Here is an 18,202-nt window from a genome sequence, read left to right as displayed (position 1 = left end):
GCTGCAAGTGAATGAAAAGATTGATCTGTTTGATTTCTCACTCATGATTGTACCGGAACCTGATTTGCATTCGCGTACAATTGGGAGGGAAGACAGGCATCAACCTATAGACCTATGCCCCTTGAGAGGGCTTAACCAGATACTGATTGTTCAATCAGATGGCGCTCCCAATTCAGAGCATCACGTACAATCTGGTCCAGATCATTATGCTCCGGCTGCCAACCAGTCAGAGATCGCAAGCGCGAGGAGTCAGCTACCAATTGCGCAGGATCTCCCGGACGGCGATCCGTCATTTCGACATCAAATGCCCCGTTCACCTGCTCCCGTACAGCTTTCACCACTTCCAAAACCGAATAACCCTGTCCATAACCTGCATTGGCAACGAAGCTATCCTGCCCATCCAGCAAGACCTGCAAAGCCAACGCATGTGCCGCAGCCAAATCACTGACGTGAATGTAATCGCGTATGCATGTTCCATCAGGTGTTGGATAATCAGTGCCGAAAACAGCAAGTCTCTCGCGTTGGCCCAATGCAACCTGATTGGCGACTTTTATCAAATGGGTTGCTTCAGGCGTTGATTGACCGGTTCGCCCTTTCGGGTCGGCTCCCGCAACATTGAAATATCGAAGAGCGGCATACCGCAAACCATATGCACGGCTGGCATCACGCAACATGATCTCGGTCATTAACTTGGAAGATCCATATGGCGAAATCGGATCAAGTGCCAGATCTTCTATCAAGGGACGCGATGTGTCTTGCGGATTTCCATAGACCGCTGCGGTTGAAGAAAAGATGAAAGCCTTGAGCTTGGCCTTTACGGCATTTTCAATCAAGGATCGGGATTTAACCGTATTGTTAAGATAATAACCAAGCGGATCGGTTATGGATTCCGGTACAACTATGGATCCTGCAAAATGGATAATGGCTTCCACATTGTGGTCATCAATAACCTTGGCGACTAGCGCCTGATCATCAATATCACCGACAATCAAAGGCACATCCGCTGGTATCTGGTTTGTAAAGCCCGTCGACAGATTATCGAAAACAACCACATCTCGTCCCTGATCTTTCAGGGTCCAGGTCATGTGACTTCCAATATATCCGCAGCCACCAGTTACCAAAATCGTCATCACTCAAACCTGCTTCTCGAAACGTGTATGGGGAATTCTGGACACCAATATTATCAAAAAGAGATAATATATGGTTGTTTCAGGTCCATTTTATTGGCGCTCAAGTGCAGTTACACGCTTGACGATGAACAGAGTTAACAAACCCGAAATCACGAAAGCAACAGTCAGAGGCAGCAATGTCTCGTCATAAAATCTGCCTATGATCCAAGCAATAAACATTGCAAGGAATGTGCTGATCGCACCAATAATTGCTGATGCGATCCCAGCGATCTCGCCTACATCTTCCATCGCCAAACTGTTCAAATTTCCAAACAGAATACCATTGGCAAAGAATAGCAGAATGAAACTGACGACAAACAGGCCAAAGGGCGGCACGAAATCATAAAAATAGGACGCAGTTAAAAAAGCTGCGGCAACGACAGTGCTTGTTGTCAGCGCAATTCGCACCAATGGGACCATTCCAATAGACATGACGATGCGTCCATTCAGCATTGATGCCAATCCAATCGATAATGCCAAGGCTGCAAAATAATAAGGGAAGGCCTGCCCTACACCATAGACAGATTGGAAGATTTGTTGGGCTGAACTTAGATATCCAACAAATGGGCCAAATATGATGCCTGAAGCCAACATATATCCCAGTGCCGTCGGTGTCCTGAAAGTCTGGCAAGTCCCGTCCCAGAGATTGGACGGGGTCACAAGGATCCGTCTCTCAGGCAACAAGGTTTCCCGCTGCCGAATAGCGAGCCATAACCCCCCGAGGAGTCCGAGAAGGATGAAAGAAAAGAAAATGGCGCGCCATCCCCAAAGCAGAAAGATAGCCTGCCCCATCGCCGGTGCCAAAACCGGCACCAGAATAAAAACACCCATGATAAAGGACATGACCCTCGCCATGGAGGCGCCCGCAAAAAGGTCACGTATCATGGCAACTACGACGATTTTTGATCCAGCAGCCCCCAATCCTTGCAAGAAACGACCTGCCAGCATCGTCGAGAAATCTTCAGCAAACCAACTCAGGATGCTTCCCAGAATGAAGAGTATGAGGCCAATGTAAATTCCTTTCTTGCGCCCTATCTGATCAGATAGCGGACCATAGAAGAATTGGCCTATTGCCATGCCCAAAAACAGGATTGTAACGACCAGTTGGATATCTTGAAAAGAGGCAACAGACAGATCCTCTCCCATCACCTGCAAAGCAGGCAGCATTGCATCCGTGCTGAGAGCAACCAGGGACATCAATAGTGCCATCAGGGCAACAAATTCCTTGAAGGAGAGCTGCTGGCTCGAAGGCTTGCTCTGTTCCATGAAAAGAAGTTTCCGGCTTTGGAGAAAAATATAGAGAAGACAAAACTGATTATGTCAAACCATCCCATACTGGGATCAATTCGCTCCTATAGCATCGCTCGACAAGCGAAGCCAGACATTGGACACAAAAGTTTATCTTTCCCTCCATTCCTGTCGACACTGTATTGACGCCCCGATACGTGATGGCTGCTTATTAGATTATCAACTATTTTACGCCACACTGCGGGATGAGCCTAAGTAATGGGGATATCCTTAATGGCCTTTCGAGACCTCCGGGAAGTAATACAGCGTAGTGAAATACGGTTGCGATTTACAACTGTGTTATTGCTAGGTCTTCCGATCATTGTGATCGGAACAATTATTGCCTGGCTGATGTCAAACGATAATCTGCAAAGCCATCATGCTGAGGGGGGACTTGAAGCTCATCCGGAAGTAATCTTCATACTTGTGTTGGCATGCCTCATTATTGCAATCACCTCAGGCCTTACTTACCTGATTCATAGCAGAAATGCTCGCCGGGCCATGGCCGATGTCAGCCTGCTCAATTCCATCTTCGAGTATTTTCCTGGTGGTTTAAGTTATTTCGATGGCGATCTGACTCTCAAAATGGCAAACAAGGATTTCTACCATCTCCTCGACCTGCCGGAAGATCAGCTAAAGGTCGGCTGCACATTTGAAGACATCATTCGTTTTAATGCAGAACGTGGAGAATATGGGACCTGTAACAAGGACGAGCAAGTCAGCAAGCGGGTGAAGCTTGCAAGAAACCCTGTTCCTCACGAGCTCAAGCGTAGGACGAGCTCTGGTCGAGTTCTGGACATCAGAGGTATACCTCTTCCAAGTGGTGGCTTTCTAACCACTTATCTTGATGTTACCGAACAAGAAAACACCTTATCCGAGCTGCAGACCAAACGTCAGGAATCCCTGATTGCCACCGAGCGTCTAAGAACAGCGCGAGACGAACAAGCCAAAACTCACAAGCATTTGATCTCGGCGATCAATTCCATGCGCAATGGATTTGTGATTTGGGACAAAGATGGCCGTTTGGTCATGGCAAACAAAACCTTCCGCCGGGTTTATGCGGATATCAAAGATAGCTTGAATGCCGGTTTGCCATTTGAAGACTTCCTGTTCAAGGGGGTCGAAGCGGGCATTTGGAGCATCGGGGATGAAGATGTAGAAACCTGGATTGCAGAACATGTTGCCTATCGCAACAGCAATCAGGACAATGAGCGGGAAATTACACTCAATAACGGTCAGCAATTGATCATTTCCGAACGCAAGCTCGATAATGGCGATACCATTGTTACCCTGATTGATGTTACCAATCACCGCCGGAGAGAGGCTGAACTTCGCGATACCAAAGATAAACTCGAACATATTGCTTTTTATGATGAACTGACCACGTTACCCAATCGTGCACGATGTCAGAAAGACCTTGATACCCACTTCTCGCAAATTTCTTCAGCCAGCAAGTTTGCGATTGTTCAGATTGATCTCGATAACTTCAAACGCGTCAACGATACGATGGGGCATGCAGGGGGCGATTTCCTGCTCAAAACCGTTGGCGAACGTCTCAGTCTGTTCAGCAATCAGATCAGCAGTTTCAAACCCTACCGTTGGGGGGGAGACGAATTCATTGCTCTGGTGGAACGCAAGGGCGATATTCCGTTGGATGAAATATGCCAGGAAGTGACCGATCTCATTTCCATTCCTGTGCATTTTGAAAGCAAGACATTCTGGCCCACTGTTAGCCTTGGTATTGCGCGGTATCCCGAAGACGGAACTGATCGTGAAAGCCTGATGGTTTTCTCTGATCTGGCACTTTATAAAACCAAGGAGCTTGGACGAGACGGTTATCAATTCTTCACATCCGAAATGAAGGAACAAGTGGATCTGGAATCCCGAATCGAAAGTGAATTGCGTGTTGCCATTGAAGAGGATCAGCTTGATCTCTATTTCCAACCGCAAGTTAGTTCTTCAGACGAAAGCCTGACCGGCATAGAAGCTTTGATACGCTGGAATCACCCTGAACACGGTCTTGTGCCGCCCAGTATGTTCCTTGATGTCAGCGAAACAAATGGCCTTGCTTCGCAATTGGGCTGCCTTGTTTTTGAAAAGGCCATGTCTGCAGCAAGACAGTGGACAGACCTGGATCTCGACTTTGGCAAGGTGGCAATCAATCTGTCACCATCCCACCTGAAGCGCACATCATTACTGGATGATTTCTTCTCCACGATGCAGCGCTTTGATCTGGCACCTGATTGTCTGGCCGTAGAGTTTGTAGAATCCTGCTTGCTGGATGATCCGCATGCCGATATCTCGAACATTCTGGAAACCTTCCGTCAACGGGGCATTCATGTGGAGCTGGATGATTTCGGCACTGGCTACGCCTCACTCTCGCATCTCTCAAGTGTGCCAATCGATGGTATCAAGATAGATCGCAGTTTCGTTCAGAATATTGAGAATAATTCCAAAGGACAGGCCATCGTAGGCGTGGTCATGTCCATGTCCAAGCTCATGCAGTTGCATGTGGTCTGTGAAGGTGTTGAGACTTACGAACAATTCAAGGCTGTTTCACATATCTCCAAATGCTCCATTCAGGGCTATATGGTTGCAAAACCCATGAGCTTTGCAGATATGACGGAATGGATGCATAAGGGCCTCAACAAGGGAGTGCTGGCTGATCCAAATACGCACCCTATCGTTTCCCAACCAGCCAAGGCTCTTTTGGCAGGCAAGGAAATCTACTCAATGTAATCAATCTGAACCAGGAATTCATCCTTTATCGGGATCTGGGGTTTTCGCATGTATGACAGCCACTTACCTGCCGGACAAGCCGACCAGATGTGTCAATTCCTGTCGCAAGCAAACCTTGCCCGCTGCAACCGGATAATTACTCAAATCTTTCAACATCTGCTGCCCTGAGACAACGACACCGCCGCATTCCTCAATCAACAACAGTCCTGCGAGACAGTCCCATGGATTGAGATCAGCTTCAAAATAAGCATCAACCAATCCTTCTGCGGCCTGAGCAAGACCCAAAGCCGCTGACCCAAACCGACGATGCTCGACTTCTTGTTCATGAAGATATTTCAACGTGTTGAGATAAACATCGAAACCAATTCGGCGGGACTGCCCAAGAATGATCAATGCGTCAGCTGGTCGTGTATTCCCGGAATTCAATTGCGGCATGGTTTGCCCATTTTGCATGGCTCCCTGTCCATGCCGACAATGATAGAGGATGTCACGCATCGGATCATAAATAACGCCAATCTCCACCCGTTCCCCGGAAACCAGAGCGATGGAGATACCCCATTGGTCAATCCCGCGAATGAAATTGGCTGTCCCATCGATAGGGTCAATGACCCAGGTCAATCCATTCTTGCCACGTGCTCGCTCCGATTCCTCGCCCCAATAGCCATCGCCGGGAAAAAGAGCGGACAATTCGCGCTTGATAAAATTTTCAACATCACGATCGGCATGGGTTACGAAATCCTGCAATCCCTTAACCTCAATTTCCAACTCCCCTGCTTGCATGGAGGAGAGGTGGTCAAGTGCCAGTTTTCCGGCCGCTTTGGCCACACGCTGTGCTGCCTGGTAACGCTCTTGCATCCGATAGAAATCCTGTCCCTTATGAGGTTTTTGTTGTTGCCCGCTCAACCACACTGACATCGACCATGCGAATATCGGGGGGAGCGAGTGGGTTCTTAAAACGCGCTGTCAGGGCACCAACCACCTGTTTCGCCAATAAACGTGTATCTTGTCGGATGGTCGTCAGGTCATATCCTGCCCAACTCGCCTGCAAAATGTCATCACAACCGATGACTTTCAGATCATCCGGGACCTTTCGATCTGATCTAAGGCGGAAATAGTCGAGGCTGCCCAAAGCCATATAGTCGGTAATGCAAAAAGCACCATCAACATCTGGCATGTCGCGAAGCATGGCTTCTGCTGCCGTGAAACCACCATTATAATCCGAGATTGGAGCGGAGAAGTGACCTGGCGCATTCATTCCCAGCTCTTTGCAAGCAGCTTGAAAGCTCTTCACGCGCACGCTCAGCGAGTAGGATGGCTTATCCGAACCAATGCTTGCCAACTGACGGCACCCTTTATCGTAGAGATGCCGGGCAGCGATACGTCCGGATGTTTCATTATCGAGCAATACCCGATCAACACTGGCATCAATCTCGCCCTTGTTGATCAGAACCATTGGTACACCGAGCGAGACACATTCCTGACAAATACTCTGAGGAGGGGTATCCGAAGTTACAATTACCCCAGATACATTATATTCCAGCAGCATGCCAATCACACGGCTTGGATTTTCTTCTCCTTCCGCTGGAAGCAGGATCGGGCGAAAATTTTGCTCCACCAACTCACGAGCCATATGCTCAACCTGCTGCGCACGGAAGGGATTATCCATATTAGCCGCAACGATTCCAACCAAATCCGAGCGTTTGTTGATGAGGCTCCGCGCCAGCTGGTTTACGCGATAGCCAAGTTCATCAGCCGCCTTCATCACCTTCTCACGGGTGGATGCAGAAACACTGGCACCCGGTGTGAAAGTGCGAGAAACCGCAGAGCGTGATACTCCGGCATGCTTGGCCACATCCAATGCCGTCACCTGGCGGCTGAATTCTTCCTCTTCACGCTTCATTGGCACGCAATCTTTTCTTGTTGCTTTCGGCAATGGTTGAACCAGACTTCTTTCCAGATATGGGAGTGATTCACATTTACCATATGGGGTTCAAGCTCAATCATGCGCTCAAAAATTGCAATATCTGCTCCCATATAGCAAAGCATGAGACGAGCATTGGTTGCTTTGGCTGCTGCAACCAGTGGCTCGAAGTCTTCACTCATGTTGATTTCAATGATCTCGGCCCGCACACTTTTGACGGCATCTGCAACAGTATGAAAATCAAGACTTCTTGCCATAAGACGTGCTTCTGGCGAAAGTGCACGAAGCTCTTCAATGCAAGACCAGTCAAAGCTCCAGAAGAAGCAATGGCCCAGAAAATTCATATCCTCGACGACACTCAGGATCTTTTGTGGATCACCCTGTTTGATCTCGATATAGAGGCCTTTGCCATGATTTTGCGCAAGAGTGATCACCTCTTTCATGGTTGGAATTTGCTCACCTTTGAACTGATGGGCAAACCAGTCTCCAGCGTCAAGGTTGCGCAGTTCATCTAGACGATAGTTGGCAACCGATCCCCGACCATTGGTCGTACGATCCAATGTATTATCGTGAATAACGACTAGCTCGCTATCGGCAGTCTCGTGCACGTCGATTTCCAACCAGTCAAAATCCTGATCAAAAGTCAATCGACCTGCGGACATGGTATTTTCCGGCGCCAGTTTATTAACCCCACGATGACAACAAACCTCTGGCCCCTTGGGGAAAAGTGAAGGACGTGATGGCGAATTTGCATAAGGTACCATCAATTCGGGTCGATCCGAGCAAACGGCTTGCACGTTCATGGTCATGACAGCGCGGATCACATGTGGGCGCTCTTCATGCCAGAGCACGATCTCCTGTCCTTCTTCACGAGCACGGTCGAAAAGCTCCGACGTCAGCAATTCATGAGGATTATCATCCGCACGTTCCCAGCACAGATGAATGGCATCCGACTTGGCAGTCTTTGCACGCTCAAACGGATCCTCATCCACACGAACCAGCACTGCCAGCGGATAGGGGCAATCGCTATCAGCGAGTTCTGCGATCCATTCTGCAATGAAAGAACCAAGAGCTGCGTAAGCAAAATTAGCTTCTTTCAGCTCGTCCAACGCGGCCATACCGGCCCCCTCACCCTTGATCTCGATATAGAGACCGGTACCGAGCTGGTTCGCCAACGCGATAACCTCGGCAAGGGTTGGTATGGCAACATCCTCCATGGCCGCAAGTTCATATGCGGTCATGGAAGAGAGTCTTTTCTGCACGCCAAAAACCCGTTCCAGATCATCATCATGGGAGACAACGCAAACGCCATCCTTGGTCTGGCGAACATCCAGTTCCCACATATCAGCCCCTAGCTCACTGGCCAGCTGAAAGGCAGAAAGGGTATTTTCCACGGCATGGTGGCTGGCACCACGGTGGCCGATGATGCGTGGCCCACCAAAGCGGCTGGCTGGCCATTTCAGGGATTGGCATTTGGCATGCATAGACATCAGAGACGGTTTCCTTGCGAGTTGAAAACGAGCATACGCTCAGTATCAACAGTCCAGCTTATGCTTTGACCCAATGCAATATCATGACGAACCGGCTGGATTGAGCGTAGAATGGAGCTGTTATCCAACGTCATATCGTATAGATTCTCACGCCCTTGCGTTTCGACAAAGCTGATTTTACCCGGCAACTCCGTCCCCTGCCCTTGCCCGACATGTTCTGGACGCACACCCAACTTGACATAATCACCTTCGGACAATCCGCTAATCGCGCCGGGCAATGGGAGAGAAAACTCAGAGCCCTCGAGTTTTACTTTCCCATTGTCCAACTTCCCTTCCAGGAAGGCGATTGGCGGGTTACCAAGAAAACCAGCCACAAAATCCGTGATCGGATTGTCATACATCTCGGTTGGCGATGCCACCTGCAGGATCTTGCCCTGATCCATGATGGCGATGCGGTCACACATGGACATGGCTTCAACCTGATCATGGGTCACCAGAACGGCAGTGATGCCTGTCTCCAACTGAATGCGGCGGATTTCCGAGCGCATTTCCAGACGCAGTTTGGCATCCAGATTGGCCAATGGCTCATCAAGTAGCAGCACATCCGGTCGACGGATCAGAGCACGAGCCAGAGCTACACGCTGCTGCTGACCACCGGAGAGCTGAGAGGGCTTTCGCTCGAGCAGGTTGCCAATATGCACGAGATCTGCAATGGCATGGACTTCCTTCTTGATGAGCTCCTTGCTTTCCTTCCTGACAGTCAGAGGGAAAGCGATATTGTCGAAGATCGACATATGCGGATAGAGCGCATAATTCTGGAACACCACACCCACGTTGCGGGTTTGAGCTGTTGTACGGGTCACATCCTTGTCGCCAAACAGAATGCGGCCGCCGTTGATTTGATGAATACCGCAAATGGCAAACAAAGTGGTTGACTTGCCGCAGCCCGACGGTCCGAGCAGGGCCAGCATTTCACCATCATTGATTTCCAGATCCATCTGATCGATGACGGTTACTTCACCAAAGCTTTTGGTAAATTGGTCGAGTTTGATACGCATCAGCCTTTGCTGCCTCCGCCATAAATGTTCATCAGTTTGTTCTGGAAGATGAGATAAAGAATGATAACCGGAACCACATAGAAGAGACCGATTGACTTGAACAGGTTGAAGTCGAATTTCTGATCATCGGCGATCAGTGACGCCAGATAAACCGACAGAACCTGAACATCCGCATCCGGTGCAAAAATCTGCGGCAGGATGTATTCACTCCAGCCGTCGAGGAACGCAAACACACCCAGGGCAATCAGGCCCGGTTGAATTTGCGGCAGGACCAGACGACGCCATACGGTGAAGCGTGATGCACCATCTTGAACACCTGCCATCTCGATTTCCCATGGCACAGTGTCATAGAAGCCTTTCATCACCCAAATGCCGAATGGCAGCATCAAGGCTGACTTGATGAAGATTACGCCGATCAAGGTGTTATAGAGACCAACCATTTGTAGCACGATGAAGAGAGCAATGACCAAGGTGATGGTTGGAAAGGCATGCAATGCCAGTACACCCGCCAGGAAGAAGCGGCGGAAAGGCAAGTTCAGACGAGACAGAGCATAGCCTGCTGTCAGTGATACGCCCAGAATGATACTGGCATTGGTGGTGGCAAAGATCACGGTATTGCGCGTAGCTACCCATACAGAAGTGGATCCTGTATCGGTCTCCCACAGGAAACGCCAATGCTCCAATGTGAACTCGTTTGGCACCAGTGAGCCGGGCTCGGTATTGGTGATCGTATCAATGAAGAGATACAGATACATGATCAGGATTGGGGAAGAGAGCATCCCCAACAAGAGCAGCACCGGCCAGGAGGTAAAGTTACGGGTATTTTCTTGTTTCATGATCCGATCCTCCTATCCTTCAATTTTCGGGCGAGAGACAAGATCATCGAACTTGAACAGTCGCAGATAGAGAAGGGACAGAGTGATGCCGACGGTAACAAGAACCAGCGCCATCGCAGCGCCATAGCCATATTCCAGATTACCCGCATAGTTGTTGAGCGCGGTGAAATAGGCTTCCAGTGCCCAAACCGTGGTTGACCCGCCTGGTCCGCCTTTGGTGGACAGCAGGATATAGTCGAACGAGGTCAGCAGGGACAAAGTGGTGTAGCTGGTAACAAACAGGATCGGCCAACGCAATTGCGGCAGGATGATATGACGAACCTGTTGCCAGCGGCTCGCTCCATCAACCTCACTTGCTTGCAGCATGGAGGTCGGGATAGCACGAATGGCGCTCGAGAACAGGATCATGCCCATGGATGCACCGACGAACCCATTGATCAGGATTACGACTGACCAGGCGTTACCGACAGAACCGAGCATATAATTGTGGGCGGGCAGACCAAAGAAGCTGCCTAGGCTTGAAAGGAACCCTGTATCCCATGTGAACCATTTCCAGAGCAGGACATAGAGCACTGGCGGAGAAATGCGGGGGAGCAACCACACAGCACGGAAGAATGCAGCCTGTCCGGATGGCAGATAGAAAGTGGTGATGGCCAACAGCAGACCGAAACCGACATTAAAGCACAGGGTAAGCGAGACATAGATGAAAGTGTTCATCGCCACGAACCAGGTTGCAGGCTTCTTGAACATTGCCGTGAAGTTATCAGTTGTCCATGACCAGCCGGTGTAGGCCCGCTCGACCAGAAAATTATGCTGAACTTCCGTCAACTTGATACCAGTCTCATTCAACGCTGCGACAAAGTCTGCTTCAAGCGCATAGCGTTGATTGAGAATGGAGCGAGAGAAAGATTCTGCTGCCTTTTTCAACTCGCGCGTCTTGCGGGGACGGTTTTTGAGTTTCTTGAGTGCGCGCTCGAAGGCACGGCGACTATCAAAGCTTTTGCCAGACAGGCGGCTTTCAATCTCTTTGAGAAATGGCTTTTTAACACCAGCTTTTTCAGCTTTTGCCAGAGCCGCCGCATCCACCAGATAGGTTGTTGCCTGCAGGTTTTCCAGCACCTTGTTATCGAAGGCGTCGTGACCCTTCAAGGATTTGAGCGTGTTGGTGGTGATCAGATATTCACCGCCAGAAATCCCTGTGGCCGTACTCATATTGGTGAAGGCAAAGACACCGGTCAGCACAACCGGAATCAGGAAAAAGAGCACCACCATAACGAGAGCGGGTGTCAAGAACCCGAGGCCCAGGAGGCTGATTTTCGAACGCATCCTGATGATCCTTAGCAGGGATCTGCGCACAAGGAAGGTCCCTTGCGCAGATCCATTGTGAGCATGATTGTCCTTCCAATAGCCGGACGCTTGTGGAGAAGCATCCGGCCTTGGGAGGGGTGAAAAGCTATCGTTACTTTACGATAATGTCGTCACCCAAAGTGGACTTCAGTTCTGCTTCAACATTGTTGACTGCGTCAGCCACAGGCTTCTGGCCGGTCCAAGCGGATTCCAGACCTTTGAACATGATCTGCCAGTACTGACCGAACTTTGTGTGGTTCGGCATTGCGTTGGCGGAGGTCAGCAATCGCTCGGTTGCTTCAGATGCCCAACGGTCATTGGCATACAGCTCGACCTTGGACTGCTCGGTGCCGATACCCAGATGAGCAGATTTGATGGCATGCAGGGAGTTGAGACGTGGCTCGGAAGCGATTGCAACCAGCTGCGCTGCAATTTCGGCAACTTCGTCATTACCGGTATTGGAGACGAGATAGGTCAGAGGATGGGTGATGGTGTTGGCACGACCCTTTTTATTACCAGCCGGGATCAATGTGAACTGAATGTTGCCGAAGAAATCATCCAGACCTTCTTTGCCTGTGTAACGCTTATAATGCCAGGTACCACCATGCCAGGTGCCAGCTTTGCCGTTGGCAACTTCGCTATACCACTGGCTCCAATCGCCACCAAGATGGGTTTTGGAAGTCACGCCCATTTTCACGGCATCTGCGAAGAACTGGAACATATCGGTCATGGCCTGCTTGTCGAAGACCAGCTTGCCAGACTCCTTGTCCTTCATCACGCCGCCAAAGCTTTGGTAGAATTGCCAATAGTCAGGGCCATTGGAAACGCGTGGGGAGAAACCTTTGCCTTTGGCAACAAGACCTTTGTCCTGAATTTTCTTGGCGTCTTCCAGAACATTATAAAGGGTGTATTCGCCAGATTTCACTTTCGCTGGCAGCTCAGCAATCTGCTCATCGGTGTAACCGATAGCCTTCATGTGAGGAATCCAGAAGAAGAAGGGACGAGATTCAGCATCCTGAGGGATACCCCAGACCTGATCATTGTAAGAGGTGATCTCAACAAGGTTTGGATAGAGCTGGTTCAGCGGCCATGCGTCCATGTCGACATAATCTTCGATCGGACGGATCAGACCGGACTGCGACCAAGGCGCGATATCAGCATGAGAGGTTACGATGATGTTTGGCGCGGTTTTGGACTCTGCTGCCAGAGTGATGGCCTGCTTGAAGTTATCCCATCCGTCATTGTGCAGCTTGGACTCAACTTTGATGTTCAGCTCCTCGCCACGGATCGCCGCTTCGCGCTCCAGAATATCGGCAGCCATTTCGATCGCCTCGACGCGATAGCTGTCATTCTGGTTGGAACCACCAGACCAGATGCTGATATTGAAGTCTTTTGCAAGAGCAGGCGCAGAAGTAGAGGCAAGAGCAACAGCTGCGGTAAGAGCAGCCACCTTGAGAGATTTGGTTATGGTCATCCGGTTTCTCCTTAAGGGTGATCGTTCATTTTTGTTATGAACGAATTTTTGCACACGAGTGCAAAATGGTAAAGGATATAAATTGCACGCGTGTGCATAACCTAACTCTACCGCCCCTTCATGACAGGCAGATTACAGTTTCAAAAAGCTTTTATGCCGATCTTGGCGGTGAATGAACATCATTGAATTCACTTGCCTCTCTACTCTGCAAGAACCGCTCTGCACATGAAACCGCTCACAACCCGAAGCTCCGAACCTCGCCTTTTCGACCCTTTACATTGAAAAATTGCTCTTTGCCAATCACGAATCGCCCTTCTCTCTGGTTCAGTTTTGCAAAAAACCGCAGAATGCTATTGGTAAATTTTATTTCACATATTCGCCTTCAACTCATTCCCATTCCGTCATCAAACTCCAATATCCCGAAAATAAACTGAAATTATTATTCTTAAATATGCAAAATTGGCAAAAAAATTTTACCTCCCATCGGGAAGACATCTTTGCTGCTTTGCACTATGATCGCCTCGCAATGACATGACACCTGTCATCTGCCCAACGCCAAATACCAACACATGACGTGAGAAACAGATCTCATTGAATGCGGGCCGCGAGCAGTATGACGCCAGATTTGGGATAATCTGATGGGATCCTTCCGGAAAATACTGATTGCGAACCGCGGCGAGATCGCGATTCGTGTAATGCGCGCAGCCAACGAGATGGGCAAGAAGACCGTTGCGGTTTATGCCGAGGAAGACAAGCTCGGCCTTCATCGCTTCAAGGCTGATGAAGCCTATCAAATCGGGGAAGGTATGGGCCCTGTTGCGGCTTATCTGTCGATTGATGAAATTATCCGGGTTGCCAAATTGTCTGGCGCTGACGCCATTCACCCTGGCTATGGTCTGCTGTCTGAGAATCCTGAATTCGTAGATGCCTGTGAGACCAATGGCATCACCTTCATCGGCCCCAAAGCTGCCACCATGCGTGCGCTGGGTGACAAGGCCTCGGCACGCAGGGTTGCGATTGAGGCTGGTGTGCCTGTTATTCCGGCAACCGAAGTACTGGGCGATGACATGGTCGCAATTGCAGCTGAAGCATCCGAGGTTGGCTATCCGCTGATGTTGAAAGCCAGCTGGGGTGGCGGCGGACGCGGTATGCGCCCTATCCATGGCCCGGACGAACTTGAAGAAAAAGTACTGGAAGGTCGCCGCGAGGCAGAAGCCGCCTTTGGCAACGGCGAAGGTTATCTGGAAAAGATGATCACCCGTGCTCGCCATGTGGAGGTACAGATCCTGGGTGATAGCCATGGTGGCATGTATCATCTTTATGAGCGCGATTGCTCCGTTCAGCGCCGCAACCAGAAAGTGGTCGAACGTGCCCCTGCCCCATATTTGACGCAAGAACAGCGGGATGAAATCTGCGCCCTTGGCCGCAAAATCTGCGCTCATGTCAATTATGAATGTGCAGGTACTGTCGAATTCCTGATGGATATGGAAAGCGGCAATTTCTACTTCATCGAAGTGAACCCACGTGTTCAGGTGGAACATACAGTCACCGAAGAAGTCACCGGCATTGATATCGTACAGGCGCAGATCCGCATAGCCGAAGGCGCTTCCATCGCTGATGCCACTGGCAAAGCCTCTCAGGATGAAATTCGTCTGAATGGCCATGCCTTGCAGACCCGCATAACAACGGAAGATCCGCAAAATAATTTCATTCCCGATTATGGGCGCCTGACCGCTTACCGTTCCGCAACCGGCATGGGCATTCGTTTGGATGGTGGCACTGCATATGCCGGTGGTGTCATCACACGTTATTATGACTCACTGCTGGTCAAAGTCACCGCACATGCCCAAACCCCGGAAGCTGCTATTGCCCGCATGGATCGCGCACTGCGCGAATTCCGTATTCGCGGCGTGTCTACCAATATTGCCTTTGTTGAAAACTTGCTCAAACATCCGACTTTTCTGGATGACAGCTATACCACCAAGTTCATCGATGAGACGCCGGAGCTGTTTGATTTCAAGAAGCGTCGCGACCGCGGCACCAAGGTTCTGACCTATATTGCCGATATTACTGTCAACGGTCATCCCGAGACCATTGGCAGAGCGATTCCCGATGCGTCCCTGAAGGCACCAAAAGCACCGATCTGCCATGGCGATCCGATCAATCCACCAGCTGGCACTCGTACGCTTCTGGAAGAAAAAGGTGCTCAAGCCGTTGCCAACTGGATGCTGGATCAAAAGAAGCTCCTTTTGACCGACACTACCATGCGTGATGGTCATCAATCCTTGCTGGCAACTCGTATGCGCTCCATTGACATGATCAAGGCAGCCCCAGCTTACGCAAGTAATCTCTCTCCGCTTTTCTCCGTGGAGTGCTGGGGTGGTGCGACCTTTGATGTGGCTTACCGCTTCCTGCAAGAATGCCCATGGCAGCGTCTTCGCGATCTTCGCAAGGCCATGCCAAATCTTCTGACCCAGATGCTACTGCGCGCCTCCAATGGCGTTGGCTATACCAACTATCCGGATAATGTCGTGCAGGCTTTTGTAAAGCAGGCTGCAGAGACCGGTGTTGATGTCTTCCGCGTGTTCGACAGCCTGAACTGGGTGGAAAATATGCGCGTCGCCATGGATGCTGTCGTTGAAAGCGGCAAGATCTGTGAAGGCACCATCTGCTATACAGGTGATATTCTGGATCCCGACCGTGCGAAATATGATCTCAATTATTATGTTTCCATGGGTAAGGATCTGAAGGCTGCTGGCGCTCATATTCTGGGTTTGAAAGACATGGCTGGTCTTTTGAAACCTGCGGCGGCGCGTGTGCTGGTCAGGGCGTTGAAAGAAGAGGTTGGCCTTCCGATCCACTTCCACACTCATGACACATCCGGCGCATCTGCCGCCACTATATTGGCAGCTGCAGATGCAGGTGTTGATGCCGCGGATGCGGCTATGGATGCCTTCTCCGGCGGCACTTCTCAAGCCTGCCTCGGCTCCATTGTGGAAGCATTGCGTCATACTGATCGTGACACCGGCCTCGATATTGGCCATGTCCGTGAAATGTCAGACTATTGGGAGCGAGTTCGCGCTCAATATGTCGCCTTTGAAAGCGGCCTTGCAGCCCCGGCTTCTGAGGTTTACCTGCATGAGATGCCAGGTGGTCAGTTCACCAACCTGAAAGCACAGGCTCGCTCACTTGGCCTGGAGGAACGCTGGCCGGAAGTGGCACAGTCCTATGCTGATGTGAACAAGATGTTTGGTGATATCGTAAAAGTGACACCTTCTTCCAAAGTTGTGGGCGATATGGCGCTGATGATGGTCAGCCAGGGTCTAACTCGCGAACAGGTGGAAGATCCAAACAGTGATGTCGCCTTCCCTGACAGTGTCATTGACATGATGAAAGGCAATTTGGGTCAGCCCAAAGGTGGCTTCCCGGACGCAATTCTCAACAAGGTTCTGAAAGGTGAAGCACCAAATCTGGATCGCCCGGGCAAGCATCTGGCTCCGGTTGATCTGGAACAAACCCGTAGCGATCTGTCTTCCGAGCTGGAGGGCTTTCAAGTCGATGACGAGGACCTCAATGGCTACCTGATGTATCCAAAGGTCTTCCTCGACTATATGGGCCGTCATCGCCGATATGGTCCGGTGCGCACTTTGCCGACCAGAACCTTCTTTTATGGTATGGAGCCAGGCGAGCAGGTCACTGCCGAGATTGATCCGGGAAAAACGTTGGAGATTACCCTTCTTGCCGTTGGAGAGACCAACGAAGATGGAGAGGTCAAAGTCTTCTTTGAACTGAATGGCCAGCCACGCGTAATCCGCGTTTCTGATGCCAAGGCCAAGGCAAGCAGCATTCAGCGCCCCAAGGCGGAAGCTGGCAACGCAAAGCATGTCGGTGCCCCTATGCCGGGGGTTGTGGCCTCTGTAGCTGTGACAGCTGGGCAAAAAGTTGCCGAGGGCGATCTGCTCCTTACAATTGAGGCCATGAAAATGGAAACCGGCCTGCATGCCGAGCAGGATGGCATAGTCAAGTCTGTTCACGCACAGGCAGGCGGCCAGATTGATGCCAAGGATCTGCTGATTGAGTTCGAATAAACAGCAGGCTAATGCAATGACTGAAAAGGCCGGGTTCATTGAACCCGGCCTTTTTCGTTTGAACTTGATATTTGAAAGTGCTTATACCAGCGAGGGGAAAGAATGACCCATATGACCGGACTTTTCGGGCTTTGTGGCAAGGAGCGGGTGCCGTCTTGGTCTGACTGACCACAAGGCAGCGGCGATGCAGTCCACGAAGCTTGAAAATCCGGCCTTTGGTATTATGCCTGCGGTTGGTCTTTAAGCAACTCTTCAAATGTTTCAGCTGCTTCATGCTCTGGCAGATTTTCCGTCTCCCAAGCACTGCCGGCATCAGCCAATTGGCTCTCGATGCAATCGACCTTTAAGCGCAATTCCGCATCGCCAGCAAAGACCAGAGTTACATTGCCACCTGGCCCTTCACCTTCGCTTTCAAAGGTAATGGCGAGCAGATTGAGAACCGCGTCTTTCGCCTGCATTTTGATATTGCGAGCCTGCACACCCAGCACTTGATCGAAATGCAGAACAGATTGCCTGCGTTCATAGGTTGGCTTTGGAGCGAACAGGCCTTTCTTTTGCGAAAGCGCCTGCTCCCATGCAAAGCGATGCATGGCAATGACCAACCGATGCTCTGACTTCAGCCAAGAGATATCCCCCACCTTGACGACAGCATCCTGACTATGGCTGGACAAGATTTCCAGATCCTCTGCATCAAGTGCGGCAAGCTTTAAAGGGGTCATGATCCGCTCTCCAAATTGATTTCTCTATTGTTGATTAGATAGGATGCATCCTGTCAATCTACAAGCCCGAGAAA

12 protein-coding genes and 1 pseudogene are annotated in these 18,202 nt (G+C 50.4%); 2 read left to right on the top strand and 11 right to left on the bottom strand.

Features of this window, described 5'->3' with window-relative positions; all coding sequences use genetic code 11:
* Positions 1–131: 131 nt before the first annotated feature.
* Together galE and CRO57_RS00485 are read right to left on the bottom strand one after the other, a co-directional pair.
* Positions 132–1,130, bottom strand: a complete 999-nt coding sequence (galE, locus tag CRO57_RS00490; protein ID WP_097151458.1) for a UDP-glucose 4-epimerase GalE — start codon at positions 1,128–1,130, stop codon at positions 132–134.
* Between the two features lie 90 nt (positions 1,131–1,220).
* Entirely contained in the window at positions 1,221–2,435 is a 1,215-nt protein-coding gene (locus tag CRO57_RS00485; protein ID WP_097151457.1) for a multidrug effflux MFS transporter, read from the bottom strand.
* Between the two features lie 372 nt (positions 2,436–2,807).
* Here CRO57_RS00485 and CRO57_RS00480 point away from each other — a divergent pair, with 372 nt between their 5' ends.
* Positions 2,808–5,195, top strand: coding sequence for an EAL domain-containing protein (locus tag CRO57_RS00480; RefSeq protein ID WP_170955884.1), 2,388 nt, complete (start codon positions 2,808–2,810; stop codon positions 5,193–5,195).
* A 63-nt stretch (positions 5,196–5,258) separates the two neighbouring features.
* On the opposite strand, the gene CRO57_RS00475 is transcribed toward CRO57_RS00480, so the two are convergent.
* From CRO57_RS00475 to CRO57_RS00445, 8 genes and pseudogenes are all read right to left on the bottom strand, one after another.
* Positions 5,259–6,050 carry an inositol monophosphatase family protein gene (locus tag CRO57_RS00475; protein WP_170955883.1) on the bottom strand — a complete coding sequence of 264 codons (792 nt, stop codon included), beginning with the start codon at positions 6,048–6,050 and terminating at the stop codon, positions 5,259–5,261.
* 19 nt (positions 6,051–6,069) lie between these two features.
* Positions 6,070–7,095 (bottom strand): LacI family DNA-binding transcriptional regulator, encoded by a 1,026-nt coding sequence (locus tag CRO57_RS00470; protein WP_097151454.1) that lies wholly within the window; start codon positions 7,093–7,095, stop codon positions 6,070–6,072.
* Positions 7,092–7,880 (bottom strand): glycerophosphodiester phosphodiesterase, encoded by a 789-nt coding sequence (locus CRO57_RS25315; protein WP_425291269.1) that lies wholly within the window; start codon positions 7,878–7,880, stop codon positions 7,092–7,094. The genes CRO57_RS00470 and CRO57_RS25315 overlap by 4 nt, the downstream gene beginning before the upstream one ends.
* Positions 7,866–8,606 (bottom strand): annotated as a pseudogene (locus CRO57_RS25310) (glycerophosphodiester phosphodiesterase); the annotation flags it as partial. The gene CRO57_RS25315 and the pseudogene CRO57_RS25310, both read right to left, overlap by 15 nt.
* Complete coding sequence (locus CRO57_RS00460; RefSeq protein WP_097151453.1) at positions 8,606–9,664, bottom strand: ABC transporter ATP-binding protein; 1,059 nt, start codon at positions 9,662–9,664, stop codon at positions 8,606–8,608. The gene CRO57_RS00460 and the pseudogene CRO57_RS25310, both read right to left, overlap by 1 nt.
* Positions 9,664–10,500, bottom strand: a complete 837-nt coding sequence (locus CRO57_RS00455; RefSeq protein WP_097151452.1) for a carbohydrate ABC transporter permease — start codon at positions 10,498–10,500, stop codon at positions 9,664–9,666. The genes CRO57_RS00460 and CRO57_RS00455 overlap by 1 nt, the downstream gene beginning before the upstream one ends.
* Before the next feature lie 12 nt (positions 10,501–10,512).
* Entirely contained in the window at positions 10,513–11,826 is a 1,314-nt protein-coding gene (locus tag CRO57_RS00450) for a carbohydrate ABC transporter permease (protein WP_097151451.1), read from the bottom strand.
* A 133-nt stretch (positions 11,827–11,959) separates the two neighbouring features.
* On the bottom strand, positions 11,960–13,321 hold the full coding sequence (locus CRO57_RS00445; RefSeq protein WP_097151450.1) for an extracellular solute-binding protein: 1,362 nt from the start codon (positions 13,319–13,321) through the stop codon (positions 11,960–11,962).
* A gap of 638 nt (positions 13,322–13,959) precedes the next feature.
* Between CRO57_RS00445 and CRO57_RS00435 the strand changes: the two genes are divergently transcribed.
* On the top strand, positions 13,960–17,409 hold the full coding sequence (locus tag CRO57_RS00435) for a pyruvate carboxylase (RefSeq protein ID WP_097151448.1): 3,450 nt from the start codon (positions 13,960–13,962) through the stop codon (positions 17,407–17,409).
* Between the two features lie 221 nt (positions 17,410–17,630).
* Here the strand turns inward: CRO57_RS00435 and CRO57_RS00430 are convergent, their stop codons facing one another.
* Positions 17,631–18,128 carry a DUF2948 family protein gene (locus tag CRO57_RS00430; RefSeq protein WP_097151447.1) on the bottom strand — a complete coding sequence of 166 codons (498 nt, stop codon included), beginning with the start codon at positions 18,126–18,128 and terminating at the stop codon, positions 17,631–17,633.
* Between the last annotated feature and the right edge of the window lie 74 nt (positions 18,129–18,202).

The sequence above is a fragment of the Cohaesibacter gelatinilyticus genome, from assembly GCF_900215605.1.
Lineage (GTDB): Bacteria > Pseudomonadota > Alphaproteobacteria > Rhizobiales > Cohaesibacteraceae > Cohaesibacter > Cohaesibacter gelatinilyticus.
This window is presented reverse-complemented; position numbering and strand designations above follow the sequence as displayed.